General features: G+C 68.7%; 13 protein-coding genes and 1 pseudogene. 4 read left to right on the plus strand and 10 right to left on the minus strand.

The features are described from left to right. Positions 1-473: 473 nt before the first annotated feature. Positions 474-1,175, minus strand: a complete 702-nt coding sequence (locus ACIBVN_RS51820) for a CBS domain-containing protein (protein ID WP_349456493.1) — start codon at positions 1,173-1,175, stop codon at positions 474-476. A 529-nt stretch (positions 1,176-1,704) separates the two neighbouring features. Here ACIBVN_RS51820 and ACIBVN_RS51825 point away from each other — a divergent pair. Further along, positions 1,705-2,712: pseudogene (locus ACIBVN_RS51825) on the plus strand (alpha/beta fold hydrolase). 48 nt (positions 2,713-2,760) lie between these two features. Here the strand turns inward: ACIBVN_RS51825 and ACIBVN_RS51830 are convergent. Next, complete coding sequence (locus ACIBVN_RS51830) at positions 2,761-3,072, minus strand: Hsp20/alpha crystallin family protein (protein WP_397148811.1); 312 nt, start codon at positions 3,070-3,072, stop codon at positions 2,761-2,763. Between the two features lie 72 nt (positions 3,073-3,144). Then, complete coding sequence (locus ACIBVN_RS51835) at positions 3,145-4,083, minus strand: sigma 54 modulation/S30EA ribosomal C-terminal domain-containing protein (RefSeq protein WP_397148813.1); 939 nt, start codon at positions 4,081-4,083, stop codon at positions 3,145-3,147. Between the two features lie 410 nt (positions 4,084-4,493). Here ACIBVN_RS51835 and ACIBVN_RS51840 point away from each other — a divergent pair, with 410 nt between their 5' ends. Together ACIBVN_RS51840 and ACIBVN_RS51845 are read left to right on the plus strand one after the other, a co-directional pair. Then, a complete protein-coding gene (locus ACIBVN_RS51840) occupies positions 4,494-7,160 on the plus strand; it encodes a cation-translocating P-type ATPase (RefSeq protein ID WP_397148815.1) in 2,667 nt (888 codons plus the stop codon). A gap of 709 nt (positions 7,161-7,869) precedes the next feature. Then, complete coding sequence (locus ACIBVN_RS51845; RefSeq protein ID WP_397148817.1) at positions 7,870-8,733, plus strand: universal stress protein; 864 nt, start codon at positions 7,870-7,872, stop codon at positions 8,731-8,733. Between the two features lie 304 nt (positions 8,734-9,037). Here the strand turns inward: ACIBVN_RS51845 and ACIBVN_RS51850 are convergent, their stop codons facing one another. Continuing rightward, positions 9,038-11,584, minus strand: a complete 2,547-nt coding sequence (locus tag ACIBVN_RS51850; RefSeq protein ID WP_397148819.1) for a cation-translocating P-type ATPase — start codon at positions 11,582-11,584, stop codon at positions 9,038-9,040. Between the two features lie 316 nt (positions 11,585-11,900). Between ACIBVN_RS51850 and ACIBVN_RS51855 the strand changes: the two genes are divergently transcribed. Further along, the gene (locus ACIBVN_RS51855) at positions 11,901-12,143 is read left to right on the plus strand and encodes a hypothetical protein (protein WP_397148911.1); all 243 of its coding nucleotides are present in this window, start codon (positions 11,901-11,903) and stop codon (positions 12,141-12,143) included. 115 nt (positions 12,144-12,258) lie between these two features. Here the strand turns inward: ACIBVN_RS51855 and ACIBVN_RS51860 are convergent, their stop codons facing one another. The 6 genes from ACIBVN_RS51860 to ACIBVN_RS51885 form a co-directional block, all read right to left on the minus strand. Continuing rightward, a complete protein-coding gene (locus tag ACIBVN_RS51860) occupies positions 12,259-12,942 on the minus strand; it encodes a CBS domain-containing protein (protein WP_397148821.1) in 684 nt (227 codons plus the stop codon). A 110-nt stretch (positions 12,943-13,052) separates the two neighbouring features. Next, positions 13,053-13,892: a tyrosine-type recombinase/integrase gene (locus ACIBVN_RS51865; protein ID WP_397148823.1), complete on the minus strand. Its 840-nt coding sequence runs from the start codon at positions 13,890-13,892 to the stop codon at positions 13,053-13,055. Between the two features lie 225 nt (positions 13,893-14,117). Next, the gene (locus ACIBVN_RS51870; RefSeq protein WP_397148901.1) at positions 14,118-14,375 is read right to left on the minus strand and encodes a universal stress protein; all 258 of its coding nucleotides are present in this window, start codon (positions 14,373-14,375) and stop codon (positions 14,118-14,120) included. Then, complete coding sequence (locus ACIBVN_RS51875; protein WP_397148825.1) at positions 14,285-14,941, minus strand: universal stress protein; 657 nt, start codon at positions 14,939-14,941, stop codon at positions 14,285-14,287. Before ACIBVN_RS51875 ends, ACIBVN_RS51870 begins: the two co-directional genes overlap by 91 nt. 27 nt (positions 14,942-14,968) lie before the next feature. Further along, positions 14,969-16,729, minus strand: coding sequence for an HAD-IC family P-type ATPase (locus ACIBVN_RS51880; RefSeq protein ID WP_397148827.1), 1,761 nt, complete (start codon positions 16,727-16,729; stop codon positions 14,969-14,971). Further along, positions 16,675-17,694: an HAD-IC family P-type ATPase gene (locus tag ACIBVN_RS51885; protein ID WP_397148829.1), complete on the minus strand. Its 1,020-nt coding sequence runs from the start codon at positions 17,692-17,694 to the stop codon at positions 16,675-16,677. Before ACIBVN_RS51885 ends, ACIBVN_RS51880 begins: the two co-directional genes overlap by 55 nt. Between the last annotated feature and the right edge of the window lie 3 nt (positions 17,695-17,697).

A 17,697-nucleotide genomic window follows, 5' to 3' on the forward strand; every position in this document is an offset into this window, starting at 1 on the left:
AACCATGATCCCTGCCATTCACCAGCAGAGATCACGCCCAACTGCGCCAGGCCATCCCCTTCTACCTGGGAAAACAGGATGGAATCCTCTCATTGAGACTCCGCCTCTGACCACAGAGGTGAGCGATTCTGCGGGCGAGTCCATACGGGCAGGTTCATCCTCGCGACCAGGGATGGGTTGCGAAGGGTGGCCATGGGATCGCGCCTGGCCCGGGGACAGTCCGGTGACGGTCAAAGTCGGCGGTGATGCCTGATGACAGCCGTGACGGCGGCGGCACCCTTCAGCTGGTCGGCCTACAGCGTGAGGTCAAACGAGCCCACGGCGACTGGACCGGTACCGGGCTCAAAGGCTGGAAAGATCATTTGCTCGCCGCGCCATGCACATCGACCCCAGCAGGCCGCGAAGCTCAGGGGAGACGCCGCATTAGTGCACCAGCTCCGAAACCCTGTGGAGGCAGCCTCAGAGGGGTCCCGTCACCTGCGCTTCCAGATCGGAGTGTCGTCCTGCCTCCAAGTGATGTGGTCGATCACATCGACCACCCCGTTCACTCGCTCGACCATGCAGACGGCGATCCGGGCGTCGCTGCGCCGCTGCATGAGTCCGGCCAGCGTCACGACGCCCTGGTCCACTGTGGCCCGCACGTCGGAGGTCTCAGCCCACAGCGAGTGGGCCAGGATGTCCTCGCACACCTCACGGGCGATGTCGGCATCGGAGCGCAGGAACACCTGCATCAGATCGCGCCGGCTGACGATGCCCTCCAAACGGCCCTTCTTGGCGACGACTGGCAACCGCTTGACGCCGTGCTCGGCCATGAGCCGCATCGCCGACACGACCGAGGCGTAGGGGCCGATCGTCACCGCAGGGGTGGTCATCAGGTCGGCCGCGGTGTCGGTGCGGGCCCGGTTCCTGGTCTTCGGGCCCTCCTTGCTCAGGCATCGGCGCAATCTGGCACGCAACGGTGGCTGGTAGCCCTCCCTGTAGTACTGCTCCTTGAACTCTTCTTTGCGTAGCAGGTCCGCCTCCGAGATGACGCCGAGGACATGCTCTTCGCCGTCGACCACGGGGACTGCACTGACGTCATGAGCGATCAAGACCTCGGCCACGTCCTTGAACGAGGCGCCGCCGTTCACCGATACGACCTGACGGGTCATCACGTCCTGAACCTTGACTCGCATCGCATATCTCCTTGGATGGCACCCGTACCCGGTTGAGCTGACGGGCTCCAAACCTCCCCCTTCGCGTTGTTACTGCCCATTAATCCCGTCTCGGATTGGTCGTATGGGTAGATATCGGAGGTCGCCGGGCCGTTCAACCCGGGGCGTGGTCCGGGTGAGGTGAGAGGTAAATCGGTCGTTCCCGAGTTCGGCCATAGTCTCCAGTGCGCCAGGGTTACTCGAAGAGTCCAGGCGCGCCGGAGGCACACCAGCGCCTCGTCGGCCTTGACTTCGCCCGCCTCCGCGTCGACACGGAGGTGAAGACCACCGTGGTAGCGCGTGTCGGTGATGGAATCGGTTGGACCTCTCGGGCCGTTATGGAGAGGGAGGCGCATGCGACGTCCTGTCTGGCAGATGCGGAGTATGCGCCTGTCAGGAGGTGTTGCCCATGGCGGCGGTGTCTTCGGTGATGGCCGCCATCGATCGTGGCGGCCACGTGCTGCGTGTGGGTGTGCGGACGGCGATGAGGATCGGTGGCTGGGCGACTTCGATGGAGCCGAATGCCCCAAACGGGTATCGCATCGCTGGTGTAGATGTAACGCCCCTGCCGGATCTGGTGTCATTCGTGGAAGCGCGCGCCGCGGGCCTGCCTACGGTTACGCTGGCTTATGAGCGTTCCGGGGCCGGGGAGCCGCTACTGCTGGTGCACGGTATGGGATTGAGCCGGCGCACATGGGACGCCGTAGTCCCGTACCTGCGTGGCAGGCGCGAGGTGATCGCGATCGATCTGCCGGGTTTCGGACTGTCTCCTGATTGACCGGCGGGCCTGAGACAGGATCTGCCGACCACGGCGAAGGTGCTGGGCGCCGCGTTCACAGCGCTGGGCATCGAGCGCCCGCACGTGGCAGGCCACTCCCTCGGCGGGTTGGTCGCGCTGGGGCAGGGACAGGCGGGCCTGGTCCGGAGCGTGACCGCGCTGACTCCAGCCGGCTTCTGGAACGAAGCCGAACGCAGGTACGCTTTCGCCGTGCTGGCCACGGCGCAGCGCATCTCCCTGACTGTGCCGGACGGCGCTGCAGAGTGGCTGTCCGCAACCGCCGCCGGACGCGCGATCTTGGCAGGCATGCTGTACGCAGACCCCACCGCATGCCCGCCAGGGGCGGTCACGATGTGCCTGCGCTCGCTGCGCGAGTCCGTCGGGTTCGACGCCACACTACGGGCAGGGCGAACACACGGCCTGTTCAGCGGGCAGATACCCGGCGTTCCCATCACGATCGTCTGGGGAACCGCAGACCGGATCCTGCTACCGCGGCAGGCACAGCGGGCCACGGCCGTCCTCCCGCAGGCGCGGCTGATCTGGCTGCCCGGGTGCGGGCACGTACCGATGAACGACGCACCAGGACTGGTCGCCAACGTCATCCTGCAGGCAACTGAGCCGGACATCGCCGTGCCCAGGGCTGATGCCGCAGGGTCGTACGCACAACGTAGTGACTCAGCACGCCACGCGGCGGAGGATTCCGGCCCTGGCGACGACGGCCCTGGCGGCGCGGCCATCTGAGCCGAACGTTCGAGGTAAAGCCACTCACGCGAAGGGGACATGCAGAGGTCAGGCGGTTCTGACCTCGACGTGATGTGGCCTGGCCTTCTCGGCCTTCGGTACGGTCACCGTGAGCACGCCGTCGGACAACGTGGCCGATACCTGTTCGGGGTTGACCTCGCCGGGCAGGAGTACGCGCTGCTCGAAGCGGCCGGTGCTGCGCATGTGGCGGTGCGATCGGCCGGCCGTTTCTTTCTCCTTGATCTCGGCGGTCACCACCAGCTCCCGGTCGCTCATCTCCACGTCGATGTCGTCCTTCTTCACGCCCGGCAGATCGATGTCGGCGACGAAGGCATCGTCGGTCTCGGTCAGGTCGGCCATCGGTGCCCACATCTTCCATCGGGCCGCCGAGGGTCGACTGGATCAGCTGCTCCATCCGTTCGTAGAGATCCTCTACCTGGGCGAACGGGTCAGCGTGGCCAAGTAGCAGGGTGACTTTTGAAAGGTCCGGTCATGCCTCTGCTCGTGCATCGGGGTGCGCAGTGCCGAGTTCGTGGCCGATCTCCGCAGTCGGCAGACCTTCCGACAGCAGGCGTGACCAGCGTCGAGGAGACCCGGCTGATCACCTGCTGGGAGTGATGAGGCCGTAGTGGCCGTCGTAACGGTGATAGAGGAGGCTGCCCCGCCGGTACTGGCGTCGGCGAAGAAGATGAACGGCATACCGGTGGCCTCTAGACATTCCACTGCTTCGCTGACAGAGAGGACGGGTGCTGGAGCGGAGCTGACTGTGAGTGGGATCGACACCGGGCCCAGCCGGTAAGGCGCGGGTTCGACCTGCGCCAGTCGGTAACCGTCCCGGCTGTGGTAGATGACGCTGTCCTGGCCGATCTCCGCCTCGGTGAACAGGTGGAAGTCGTAGTCGAGTTGCTCCATGTCGAAGGCTGCCTCGCCGGGCGTGGCCCAGGCCAGCTCGTAGGCCTTGTGCCGGACGACTTCGCGCTTGCCGACGGGCCGGGGGAAGTAGGGCAGCGGGCGACGGTGCGGGCTGGCATGCCGCCACTCGTGGTCGGCGTCCTCTGGACGTCGCCCGCGCAGGTCCTCCCAGTCCCGGCCGGTGCGGCGCAGCCGGACTCGGAGCCGGTCGCCGAGCAGGCGGATGGCTTGGTGTATCGACTCGGCGACTCCTTGGGCGCGGATGAGCCGCCCGCTGACGTCGATGTTCGCCTGTGCGGTGCACGGACGGGCCACCGCTGGATCGGCCGAGGCGCTGAGCCTGACCCCGCGTGTTTCCACCTGTACCTCGCCGGGGTCAGGTGTGACGACGGCGTGCCTGCGGAAATCGACGGGGGTGGTGCGGATCGGCGGCACGGTCGAGTGGAAATTGCAGGCCATCGCGTTGACGGAGTGGGCCCCTGGTCGAGGATGCCGTGGCCAGGCGATCCGGGGGACCTTCGACAAGGACGACCTCTCAGCGTGCCGTCGGGATGTAGGTGACTGGTGCGGCGGAATCGTGTCGGGCGTCGGGTTTTCGGCCGTGTGTCCTACCGATTGGCGACCGCCAGCGGGAGGGGAGCACGTCAAGAACGCCGGCGGGCACGGGTCGCCGCCGCCGCCGACGCTTCAGTCGGTGTGGAGACGCTACCGCTTGAATCAGCACGCGCCCGCGACGGCCGCTGGCTAGTGACAACTGATGGTGGGCAGTGTGGATGGGTATGGGGGATCGTCCGTCCGTCGAGTCAGCGGCGCGGGTTGCCGGCCAGTTCACTGGTGGAGTTGCTGATCCGCGTGAACCGTTGCCGCTGTTGCGTAAGGAATTGGGGACCGGGCCTGGTGGTTTGTCGGGGCGGGAGGCGGCCCGGCGGTTGGCGGTGTACGGCCTCAATCAGGTGCGGCGGCGCGAGCGCACGTCGCTGGCCGGCGAGTTGACGCGTCAGCTGGCTCACCCGCTGGCGTTGTTGTTGTGGGCGGCGGGTGCGCTGGCGTTCGTGGCGGGCATGCCGGTGCTGGGCTGGGCGATCCTGGCGGTGATCGTGGTGAATGCGGCGTTCGCGCTGTTGCAGGAGCGTCAGGCCGAGCGGGCGGTGGAGGCTTTGGCGGCGTATCTGCCCGAGCGCGCCAAGGTGATCCGCGATGCCCGGCGCCAGTCGGTGGAGGTCGGCCAGTTGGTGCCGGGCGATCTCGTGGTGCTGGAGGAGGGCGACAAGGTGCCCGCTGACGCCCGGCTGGTTGACGGGGCGGTGGAGGTGGACCTGTCCATGCTGACTGGGGAGTCGATGCCGGTGGAACGGGTCGCCGGGCCGGCCCGGGAGGGGGTGGCGTTGCTGAGTGAGCCGAACCTGGTGTTTTCCGGCACGACCTGTGTCGGTGGGCAGGCCACCGGGATCGTGTTCGCCACCGGCGGGCATACCGAATTGGGCCGCATCGCCGCGCTCAGCCAGCGCACCCGCCGCCAGCCCAGTCCGCTGGAGATCCAGGTCAAAAAGGTTGCGTGGCTGATCGCCGCGGTCGCCATCGGCATCGGCGCGGTGTTCCTGCTGGTGGGCATGTGGGTGGGGCTGCCGCTGAGGGACGCGCTGATGTTCGCGATCGGGTTGCTGGTCGCCAACGTCCCTGAAGGGTTGCTGCCTACTATCACCCTGGCGCTGGCGATCGGCGTGCGGGTCCTGGCCCGTCAGGGGGCGGTCGTCAAACGGCTGAGTGCGGTGGAGACTTTGGGGTCCACGAACGTGATCTGCACCGACAAGACGGGCACTCTTACCCAGAACCGGATGCACCTGGAGGCGATCTGGACCCCTGAAACCGGTGTCGTGACAAATGGGGACCGGCTGCCGTTGCCCGGCGAGCTGGTCCGGGTGATGACCGACTGCAGCACCGCCGCCTACGACGAGGACGGCCGGTTGCAGGGAGACCCGACCGAGACCGCCCTGATCGAGGCCGCGGACGGCGCGAAGGTGAACGCCGGGACCGATGGTGCCGCCTCCGGGCTCGCGCACCGGCTGGCCGACAGGGACGCCCGGCTTGTTGCGGTGTTCCGTTTCGATCCTCGGCTGCGGCTGATGTCGACCATCACCCGGGACGCTCCTGCCGGTGGGCAGGGCATGCGCATCAATGTCAAGGGCGCGCCCGAAGCGGTCCTCGCGCGCAGTACCCTGCCTGAGGACGAGCGCGCGAGCGTGCTGGCGGCCGTCGACCGGCTTGCCCGCGGCGGACTACGGGTGCTGGCGATCGCCACCCGCCACATACCCGCCGGTGCCGCGCCACCCGCACGGCGTGAGGACGCCGAAACCGGGCTGCGGCTGATCGGGCTGGCAGGCTTGTACGACCCTCCGCGCCCGGAGGTGGCAGAGGCGGTGGGCCGCTGCCACACCGCTGGGCTGCGGGTCCACATCGTGACCGGTGACAACGGCGCCACCGCCGCCGCCGTCGCGGCGCAGGTCGGTATCGGTGTCCCACGCCAGCACGTGGTCGCGGAAGCCGAGCGGCTCACCGACCGCCACCTGGACGAGTTGCTGACCGGCGATGCTGAGATCGTGTTCGCCCGGTCCTCTCCGGAGACGAAGCTGAAGATCGCTGACGCGCTGCGCGCGCACGGGCAGGTCGTGGCGATGACCGGGGACGGCGTCAACGACGCCCCAGCCCTGCACCAGGCACACATCGGCGTGGCGATGGGCCGGTCCGGCACCGACGTGGCCCGGGAAGCCTCCACCATGGTGCTCACCGACGACAACTTCGCCACCATCGTCACCGCGATCGAATCGGGCCGCCGCGTCTATGACAACGTGCGCAAGTTCATCTTGTACATCTTCGCCCACGCCGTCCCCGAGGTCGTCCCGTTCCTGATCTTCGCGCTCAGCGGCGGGCTGATACCTTTGCCGCTGACCGTGCTGCAGATCTTGGCCATCGACCTGGGCACCGAGACCCTCCCGGCGCTGGCGCTGGGCCGTGAACCCGCCGAACCCGGCCTGATGAACCGCCCGCCCCGGCCCGCGTCCCAGGGGGTCATCTCCCGGGCCATGCTCGTCCGTGCCTGGGGTTATCTCGGCCTGGTCTCCGCCGCGCTGGTGATGGCGGCGTTCTTCTACGTGCTGTGGAGGGCCGGCTGGCATCCGGGCGACCCTACCGGCCCCGGCCATCCGCTCCACCACGCCTACCTGACCGCCACCACGGCCACCTTCGCCGGACTGGTCACCTGCCAGGTCGGCACCGCCTTCGCCGCCCGCACCGACCACGCCTCCCTCCGCCAGGTCGGTCTTACCAGCAACCCGCTGCTGCTGGGCGGCATCGCCTTCGAGCTGGCCTTCACCGCCGCCCTGATCTACCTGCCCGCGCTACAGCACCTGTTCGGCACCGCCGCCCTGCCTCTCGACGTTCTCGCCATCATCGCGGTCTTCCCCTTCATCGTCTGGGGCACCGACGAGCTCCGCCGCTGGGCACTACGCCGTCACACAACCCAACCAGCGAGCCGCTGACCCGACGAGTTCGCGGCCCGCCTCGGCAGCTTCTTGAGCAGCAGCAACCACGCCTGTTCGACGAGACGAGCCCAGCCGACACCCAGAGTATCCCCCGGCACCTCATTTCCACGGCTCACGCCCACAGGCGCGAGGTCGGGGCTCTGCAGGCAGCCCAGCGACGACGGAACTTCGGCGCGCGCCGCGTTCAGCCGGCGCTTGCACGAGCGGCATCCGGCTCGGCTGAGGATAGTGCGTAAAGGCGTAGCGAGTCCGCGTCCCGATCCACCGGGGCGGGAGCGACGGAGCGGCTCCCAGCTGAAAGGTCGTCTCCCGAGCCAAGAGACTGTGCCGGCGAACGACGACAGCAAGGCACCCGCCGACCCGGGGTGTTCAGGCTAGCAGTCCTGGCTCTCTGAGCGGAGATCCCGTTCTGGCGCCGGGGCCACTGCAGCTTTTTCGGCCGCTTTTACCCTCTCCGTCTTTGAGGGGGACTGCCGTCTACCCGCCGCCACTGGCTCGTCTCGGTTCGCCTGACGATGAGCGTCATCCGCGTGCACCCTTGACCGCGTTGCCCGTCCGGGCACGAAGCACGCGATCGGCGGCTTGTCACCATTAGGGCCGGAATTGTCAGAAGACGACCAAGACTTTCATCACGCGTGAGTCTCATCTAGTAGGCAGGGGAAAGCCCATGCGACTAAAGAGGGGAGAACCCTTCTACGGGAGAGGCATGATGGGACGGCCCATACTGGTCGGTTACGATGAGTCACCTGCGAGCACGCTGGCGTTGTGCTGGGCGGTCGAGGAGGCGCGGCTGCGTGAGTCCTCTGTTCTGGTGTGTCATGCCTGGCAGTGGCCGTATCCGTTGCGTCCTGTGGAGCGGGAGGTCCTGGCGCAGGTCGAGAAGGTCGCCGCCCATGTGGTGGACGGGGGCGTACACCGTGCTCGGAGCCTGGCCCCTGACGTGGACATCCGGCCGCGATTGGCGAGAGGGACGGCCTCAACAGTACTCCTGCAGGCTGCACGCGAGGCCGAGCTGACAGTGCTCGGCTCGCGAGGGCAAGGTGGCTTCGAAGACCTACAGGTGGGATCGGCCGCCGTCCAGGTGCCCGCGCACAGCGTCGGGCCGGTCATCGTCGTCCGGCCCGACGCGATGCCGACTGGTGACAGAACACGGATCGTGGTCGGTGTCGATGGCTCGCCCGCCAGCCTGGCGGCGTTCGGTCTCGCTTTGGAGGAGGCCGCGCTCCGCGGCGGTGCCGTGACAGCCATCTGTTGCTGGCGAGATTACGGGCCACTGGCAGGGCCGGACAGGCAGCCGTTCGTCGACTCCCAGACGATCCGAACGGGAGCAGAGGTTCGATTCCACGAAGTGACGTCCCATCTGACCTCCAGACACCCTGAGGTTGCTGTCACGACGGAATTCGTGGCCGAGCCCCCGCAGCGGGTGTTGATCGACGCGACGAAGAACGCGACGCTTCTCGTGCTCGGCACGCGAGGAAACGATTCACCCCCTTGCCTTCTGCTGGGACCGGTCACTCAGACCGCGCTGGCCGAAGCCCGATGCCCGGTGGCGGTGACCCCGCCGCCTTGATTCAGCGCCGCACCTCCACATTGTGGCCGGGCGCGATACTGGGGAGTCTCCGCCATAGGTGTGGCTCGGCCGAGTCGGCGATCGCCCGCATCCCGGCGCTCTGACCCACGTGGCGACGGCGCTGGCCCGACGGCCACGGCGTCGGCGTGGTCTGGTCGCGCTGTATGCCTGTGGTGAGATCTTCACCGAGGAGTTCCAGGACAGGCTCAGCCATCTTGGCGGATCAGCCTAGGCGCCGGATAACGGAGCGGCGAACGTCGGCTGTGCCACGAGGTCGCACTTGCCGTCGATCACCGTGGTCTGATCAATGGACATGGGCGGACCGCCCGGAGGTGGGCCGCGGCGGGCGGGACGGGTGCAGGACCCGGTCGAGGCGGACGGCGGCGTAGCCAAGAACCGACAATGCGCTGACGATCAGCAGGTCGCCCAAGGCCAGCGGCTCGGTGCTGAGCAGTTCCTGGAGCGGTGGGAGGTACAGCCCGGCGAGCTGCAGGACGAGCGCACCGGCGACGGCGACCAGCAGCATGGGGTTGGCCAGCGTGCCTGGCCGGGTACGGGAGCCGAGCGCGACGCCGAGTTGGGTGGCGCCCAAGGCGAAGAAGGCCATGCTCTGCCAGGGGCGGCCGGTCTGGTGTGCCCAGATGGCGATGCCAAGGGTGACGGCGGTGAGGACGAGGGCGATCCGGATCAGGCGCTGCCACAGCCCCGCGCCCAGGATGCTCTGGCTGGGTGGCCGCGGTGGGCTCGCCATGGCTCCCGGTACGGCGGGCTCGCTGCCGAGGGCCACGCCGGGCAGTCCATGCGTGAGCAGGTTGATCCACAGGATCTGGGCGGGAAGCAGGGGGAGGGTGAGGCCGGCGAACGGTCCCAGCAACATCACCGCGATCTCGGCTGCTCCACCGGACAGGCCGTAGACCAGGAACCGGCGGATGTTGGCGTAGACCCGGCGGCCCTCCTCGACGGCTGCGACGACGGTGTCCAGGTTGTCGTCGGCGAGTACGAGGTCGGCCGCCTGGCGAGCGACTTCGGTGCCGCGTTTGCCCATGGCGACACCGATGTCGGCACGTCGAAGCGCCGGGCCGTCGTTGACGCCGTCCCCGGTCATCGCCAGAGTGTCGCCGTGAATGCGCAGGGCCTCGATGATCTCGAGCTTCTGCCCGGGCGTGGCGCGGGCGTACACGCTGATCTTCGCATGGTCTGGCATCCCAGGATTCCGGAGGTCCACGATCGGATCACCGGCAGCGATGATGCCCAGATCAGTGGCGATGGCCCGAGCGGTGCCCGGGTGATCTCCGGTGATGAGGAGCGGCCTGATGCCGGCCTGCTTGCAGGCGATGATCGCGACGCTCGCGGCCGGACGCGGTGGGTCCAGGATCGCGACCAGCCCGAGCAACGACAACCCGCTCTCCGGCGCTGTTTCCGGAACGGTGGCCAGATCGCGGCTCGCGACCGCCAGGACTCGGTAACCTGCCCGGGCCAGTTGCTCGGCGCGCTCGGTGGCGCGCGCCAGCAGCGCCGGATCGTCGGCCAGGACAGGCGGGTGGAGCAGCACGTCGGGCGCACCCTTGCAGATCACCCGTCCGTGTCCGCCGGGAAGAAGATGCACGGTGCTCATCCGCTTGCGTTCGCTGTCGAAAGGCCGTTCGGCCACCCGCGGGAAACGCTCTTGCAGGTGCTTGCGGTCCAGGCTGAGCTTGGCGGCGGCGACGAGCAGGGCCGCCTCGGTCGGATCACCCAGTGCCGTCCACTCCCCGCCGGGGTCCTGGGGTGGCGACAACCCGGCGTCATTGCAGAGCGCGGTCGCCGCCAGCAGATCGGTGAGGCTCGTGCCGTCGAGGGAGTCGTCGCGCAGGACCTCGCCGTCAGGCGCGTATCCGGAGCCGGTGATCATGGCCTCTCCCGTGGGAGTCCAGAGGCGCTGGGCGACCATGCGACCCTCGGTGAGGGTCCCGGTCTTGTCGGTGGCGAGTACAGTCACCGCGCCGAGAGTCTCCACAGCGGGCAATCTGCGGACGAGCGCGTTGCGCGTCGCCATCCGGCGAGCTCCCAATGCCAGGCTCAAGGTCACGACTGCGGGCAGCGACTCGGGGACGGCCGCGACCACCAGGCTGATCGCGGTCACCACCATCAACTCGACAGGTTGTCCGCGGACCAACCCCAGCGCCAGCACCAGCGCGGACAGCGCCACCGCGACGCCGGCCAGCAGGCGGCCGACACCCACCAGGCGCCGCTGCAACGGCGTCAGCCCAGCGCCCTTGACCATCATGGACGCGATCCGGCCGCTCGTGGTCGCCGCCCCCACAGCGGTGACCACTGCCCGGCCACGCCCCCGGACCACGACGGTGCCCGAGGAGACCGGATCATCGTCGGCCTTGTCCACCGGCACCGACTCTCCGGTCAACGACGACTCGTCGACCAGCAATACCGCCGACTCCACCACCGTGGCATCGGCCACGATGATGTCGCCCTCTGCCAGGATCAGCAGGTCTCCCACGACGACCTCGGCCGCCGGAACCTCCGTCTGGGAACCGTCGCGGATCACGCGCGCCACCGGGGCCGTGAGCTGCGACAATGCTGTGATTGACCGGTCGGCGCGGACCTCCTGGGCGACTCCGACAGAGGTGTTGACGACGATCACGAGCATGATCACGGCCATGTTGGTCCAGTCGCCCGTGGCGATGGTCAACGCCGCCGCCACGAGCAGGACAATGATCAGTGGATCGCGAAGCTGGGTGGCCACCCGTCGCCACAGTGGGACGGGCGGCTTCTGCGGGAGCAGGTTGGGCCCATCCCGCTCCAGGCGGACCGTCGCCTCCGCAGACGACAGTCCGGAGCGTGTGGGGATCACCACGTCTTCCTCCTTGATCCGCGGTCCTCCGGTCGGCCGAGGCGCCGCATCGTCTCGCCTACCTGTTTTTGCAGGAAATGAACCGGGAGCCCAGGGACGAAGGTCCCGGTCGGCAAGGCCGGACGGCAGGCGTGGCAGGCCACTACCCGTCTGATCCGGCTTGTCCGCGAGCCTGGCGGCTCCCGAACGCGCGAGCGGCCACGTACACGGCGTCAGGCGCCGACTGCCTTGTAGCAGACACCCCGTCGCTTGGGCGGCAGCAGAGCGAGGACGGCGGTGACTAGCAGGATGTAGCTGTAGGCGGCACATGTTGCCGAGGGTGATGAGGCTGGTCGTCTCGGCTGCCCGGTGGCGCAGGCTCAGCCACCCCGCCCGGGTGGATCGGCCAGCTTGCGTGGAACGTCACCTGCGTGATGAGCGCGAGCCGCACCCACCGGTCGAGCGGGCAACCGAGCACCCAGGCGGCACCGAGAAGCTCATGCGCCATCACAGCCACCGCTCACGCGGTGTGCGGCGTGGTGTGGACCGTGCCGCCGAAGCCCTGCCGCACGAGCGCGGGTAGGTAACCGCAGTGGTCCAGATGCGCGTGACTGAGCACCACCGCCGATACCGACGATGCCGGGACCAGGAACGTGGCCCAGTTCCTGCGCCGCTTCTCCCGCTTGTCATCATGTGCCCTATGTATCGTCGTGTTTCCACTGGAGTTTGTCGATCACATCGACCACTCCGTCGACGCGTGCGATCAGCCGTACGGCGAGCAGCGCTCGGCTGCGGCGCTCCATGCAGCCGCTCAGCGTCACGACCCCCTGATGCACCTCGACGCTGACGTCCGCGGTCTCCACCAGTAGCGAACGCTTCAGCACGTCCTCGCGGAGCTCATGGGCGATGTCGGCGTCGGCGCGCACGAACGCTTTGAGCAGGTCGCGCCGGCTGACGACGCCCTGCAGCGTGCCGTCCTCAGCGACGACGATCAGGCGTTTGACGCCATGCTTGTCCATCCGGCGGGCGGCCATCACGGCTGAGGCGGTGGCGGGCACGGTCACGGCAGGTGCGGTCATCATCTGCGCGGCCGTGTTCCCGGCGGCCTTGCGCCGGACGTCGGCTCCTTCCGCGGACAGGCGGTGGCGCAGCCGGGCACGCAGCGGCGGCTTGTAGCACTCGGCGTAGTACGCTTCGCGGAACTCCTCCTTGCACAGCAGGTCCGCCTCGGACACCACACCAAGCACATGGTTCTCAGCGTCGACCACTGGCACGGCGCTGACGCCGTGAGCGATGAGCACTTCAGCGATGTCCTTGAACGGGGTGCTGCCGTTGACCGAGGCGACCTCGGTGGTCATGATGTCCTCGACTGTGACTCGCATGGCGGCTCCTCCCTCGAAACGTTTCCTGCCCTCATCCCAGCGGGGGACGCACCCATCGCAGGTAGGGGGCTAGACCAAGTAGGAGAGAAAGGGGCAGTGTCCTCGGCTCGCTAGGAGAAGTCGCTGATCAGTGGGCACGGCGGGGTGCCAGGACCTCGGTGACCTTGGCGATGGCTTCGGCGCCGGGTTTGACGTAGCGCATGGCGGTGCGGGGGGTTCTTGCGTCTGGTCTTGCCCATGATGAGTTGCAGCGGCACTTCGGCTTCGCCGAGGTGGGTGGCGGCGCTGTGGCGCAGCTGGTGCAGGTCGAGCCCGGCGTACTTCTCCAGCAGGACGCGAGCGCGGTCGTAGCCGAGGCGGGCGCGGCCGGTGCGCGGGCAGATATCGGCGGCGGCCGGGCGGCGGGCCGGGACGGGGCGCTGTTCGGAGAGGAACAACGGGCCTTGGGTACGTGAGGTGCCGTCAGGCAGCCGGAGCAGGCGAGGCAGCAGGTGGGCGGTGCCACTGTCCCAGTACACCCACTCGACGACGCCACCTTTGGACCGGACGGGGGCGCGGCGGTGCTCCAGGTCGAGGTCCTCGACGTTCAGCGCCAGGATCTCGGAGGCCCGGGCGGCGGTCTCATAAAGCATCCGCCACAGCGCCCGCTCTCGCAGGGGGATGTCGCGGCGCGACAGCAGCCAGTGGATGATGGTTTTCGCGACCGCGCGGGTCTCGTCGGCGCTCTCCTTGCGGCGTTCGGCGTCAGCCGGGACCGACGGGGCGGCCCAGTGCTTCTTGGCGTGGCACCAGGACAGCCAGGAGGCGATGGCGGCGCGGTCGATGGCCGAGGCGTAGGCGCGGTGGGTGTTGGGATTGGCCGTGCGCAAGGTGGTGAGGAAGGCGTCGGCGGCCTCGGCGAGGGTGATGTACCCGCCGCGCAGGGCGGCGACCTTCGGCGCCGAGCTCATGCCGGCCGCCCGGCGGTGAGCGCTGTTCCGGCTCGAGTGATGTACCGGATAACGTGCCGGAGTCGCGTAGCGGCCGACCAGGCGGATCGCCTGGTCGGGGGGCGGCCATGATCGCTCATGTACGTGATAATACTCCCTTATCACGTACATCTCCGCTGACCCGAGCAGGTCCCTCGGCCAGGCTGGGGGATCGTGTAGGGGATGTGTCCCATGCCGGAGGGCGTCCTACCCTGCTCTCATCCGCGACTCCGGAGGAGGGCCGGGCGCGACCACGACCGGGCAAGGGGCGTGCTGGGCGCAGTAGTCGCTGGTGGATCCCAGCAGCATGCCCGCCAGCCGGCTGTGACCGCGGCATCCCACGATGAGCAGGTCGGCCTGGGAGCCGAGCCGGGTCAGCACCTCGGCGGGGTGGCCGGGGACGACGACGGGCCGGGCCTGGACCCGCGCCTCGGCCAGTTCTCCGGCCAGGAGGCGCTCCCCCAGGGCGCAAGGTCGTCGATATCGGGAGTGATCAGTTCGGCACCTAGGGGATCCCAGGAGACGGCGTGCACGGCGTGCAGCTCAGCGCCGCGCAGCGCGGCCTCCTCGGCCGCCAGGCGCAGAGCATGGCGGGAGGGTGCCGACCCGTCCAGGGCGACGATCACTCGACCGTACGCGTGGGCGGGGCGCGGCCGGTCCGGGACGACGGTCACCGGGCAGGGCGCCTGGTGCAGGCAGCCTCTGCTGACCGAGCCGAGCAGCAGCCCGGCGACAGGGGAGCGGCCCCGTGATCCGACGACAAGCAGATCGGCATCGGTGCAGGCCGCGGTGAGCTCGGCCGCCGGCTGGCCGCGCCTCAAGCGCAACTCGGCGGTGCCCTGGCTGATGTCCTTGACGGCTTGGCGCAGAGCCTCCAGGACCACATCGTCGCCAGCGGTCATGTCTGTCTGCTCTGGCAGGACCGTCCAGGGCAGGAGGTCGGCGTGGTGCAGGCGAGCCTGACCGAGAGCCCAACTGAGCGCCGCGGCTGCCCCGTGCGAGCCGTCGAACCCTACGATGATGCGCTTCATGGCCGAGCCCCTTCCTCCTGTCGGTTGTCACATGATCTGGCGACGCAACCGCTTGTCGAGGGCGACGACAGCGGAGGCGATCAGCGCGAGCGCGCCGATATGCAGCCATGCCCCCACCGAGATCGGCGCGGTATGGAACACCTGGTTCATCGCGGGCAGGTAGGTGATGCCCAGTTGAGCGAGAATCTGCACGCCCACCCCGGCAAGCAGCCACCTGTTGGTGCAGGGACCGATTCGCCACATGGAATGGGTCAACGAGCGACAGCTGAACAGGTAGAACAGCTCGACCGCGACGAACAGGTTGACCGCCGCCGTACGCGCTTCGGCCATGTCGGCCCCACCGGCCAGTTCCCATTCGAATAGCCACCAGGTTCCGGTGACGAGCAGCGCGGACACCAGCAGGATGCGGACCATAAGGCCGCTGGTGAGCAATGGCCGGTTGGGATCGCGCGGCGGCCTTCGCATGATGCCGGCCTCTTTGGGCTCGAAGGCGAGCATGAGCCCGAGCGCGACAGCGGTGGTCATGTTGATCCACAGGATCTGCACCGGCAGGATCGGCAGCGTCAGCCCGAGCAGGATGGCTACCAGGATGGCCATGCCCTCGCCGATGTTGGTGGGCAGGGTCCAGACGATGAACTTGGTGAGGTTGTCGAACACGCCGCGGCCCTCTTCGGCGGCGGCTTCGATAGTGGCGAAGTCGTCGTCGGTGAGCACCATGTCGGCGGCGTCCTTGGCGACCTCGGTGCCGCCACGGCCCATGGCGATGCCGATGTCGGCGCGGCGCAGCGCGGGCGCGTCGTTGACCCCGTCGCCGGTCATGGCGACCACGTGGTCGCGGGCCTGCGGGGCTTCGACCAGGCGCAGCTTCTGCTCTGGCGATACCCGGGCCAGGACTGTGGCCCGCTCCACCGCTTCGGGGTACTTCTCGTTCGGCAGCGTGGCCAGGTCGGCGCCGGTGAGCACCCTGCCCTCCTGCCGGCCGCCGTCGGCAAGCAGGCCGATGTGACGGCCGATGGCAGCGGCGGTGACAGCGTGGTCGCCAGTGATCATCTTGACGGCTATCCCGGCGTCATGGCAGGCCTGAACGGCGGTCACGGCGGCGGGCCGCGGTGGGTCGAGCATCGCCTGTAGCCCGGTCAGCACCAGCGTGTCGGCCAGCATGCCTGGATTGAACTCGGCCGGCTTCATCCGGTCGGCGGGCAGTCGGGCCATGGCGGTGGCCAAGAGCCTCAGGCCGCTGCCTGCCAGTTCCTCGGTGGCGGCCAGCACGGCGGCGCGGTCCAGCGGATCGATGGCGCCGGCGGCGTCCATCTGCCCCGCGCACAGATCGGCGATCCGCTCCGCCGCGCCCTTGGCGAAGACCACGAGCCCGCTGTCGGGCAGGCCGTGCAGGGTGGCCATGTAGCGGCGTTCGGAGCTGAAGGGAATCTCTGCCAGCCGTGGGTGCGCTGAGACCAGTTCAGCCCGGTCGAGTCCGGCCTTGGCCGCCACCACGGCCATCGCTCCCTCGGTCGGGTCCCCCACCAGCGCCCACTGCCCTGCGTTGAAGGTCAGCACGGCGTTGTTGCAGCAGGCTCCGGCCAGCAGCGACCAGTACAGCGCTGCGTTTTCCTCCGGCGCCGCCAGATGCCCGGCCGAATCGAGCAGCTGGCCTTCGGGTGCGTATCCGGAGCCGGTTACCTCGACGATCCCGGCCGGGGTCCACAGGGCCCGGACCGTCATCTGGTTCTCGGTCAGGGTCCCGGTCTTGTCGGAGCAGACCACCGTCGTGCTGCCCAGCGTCTCCACCGCCGGCAGGCGCCGTACCACCGCCCGGCGCCGGGCATCCGCGTCACTCCGATGGCCAGCGTGATCGTGACCGCGGCCGGCAGTCCCTCGGGAATCGCGCCGACCGCCAGGGCCACCGCAGCGGTGAACATCTCCACCGCCGGCTCACCCCGTGCGGCCCCCACGGCGAAGGTGACCGCGGCCAGCGTCAGGATGCCCACGGTGAGGATCTTGCTGAACCGGGTCAGCTTGCGCGTCAACGGTGTGGCCAGGGCCTCGGTGGTGCCGACCAGGCGATGGATTTCGCCCAGCTCGGTCTCGGCGCCGGTGGCCACCACGATCCCGGCCCCGGTGCCGGAGGTGGCCATCGTGCCGGAGTAGAGCATGTTGCGGCGGTCGGCCACCGGCGTGTCCCGCGGCAGAGCGATCTCGTCCTTGGCCACCGGGGTCGACTCCCCGGTCAGCGCCGACTCATCGGCCCGCAACTCGGCCAGCCGCACCAACCGCAGGTCGGCGGGCACCCTGTCGCCAGCCTCCACCAGCACCAGATCGCCAGGCACGAGATCCTGCGACGGCAAGCGGCGAGCCTGCCCGCCGCGCAACACCCGGGCCTCCGTACGGATCACCGCCCGCAATCCTTCCAGCGCGGCCTCGGCCTTGGATTCTTGGATGACTCCGACCACGGCGTTGACCAGCACCACAGCGAAGATCACGACGGCGTCCACCGCCGCGCCCAGCAACCCGGTGACCGCCCCGGCAGCCAGCAGGATGTAGATGAGCGGGTGGTGGAACTGGCGCAGCCAGCGCACCAGCAGCCCGGCGCTCTTGGCCTGCGGCAGCACGTTGGGCCCGAAGCGTTGCAGCCGGAGCTCGGCCTCCCTCTCGCTCAGGCCATGGTGCAGATCCGTCTCCAGCAGCAGCACCACTTCGTGCGGCACCAAAGTGTGGTGGACGGTGTCGGAGCGCGCGACAACAGGCTGCGTCATAAC

It is taken from the genome of Nonomuraea sp. NPDC049400, assembly GCF_044466425.1.
GTDB lineage: Bacteria > Actinomycetota > Actinomycetes > Streptosporangiales > Streptosporangiaceae > Nonomuraea.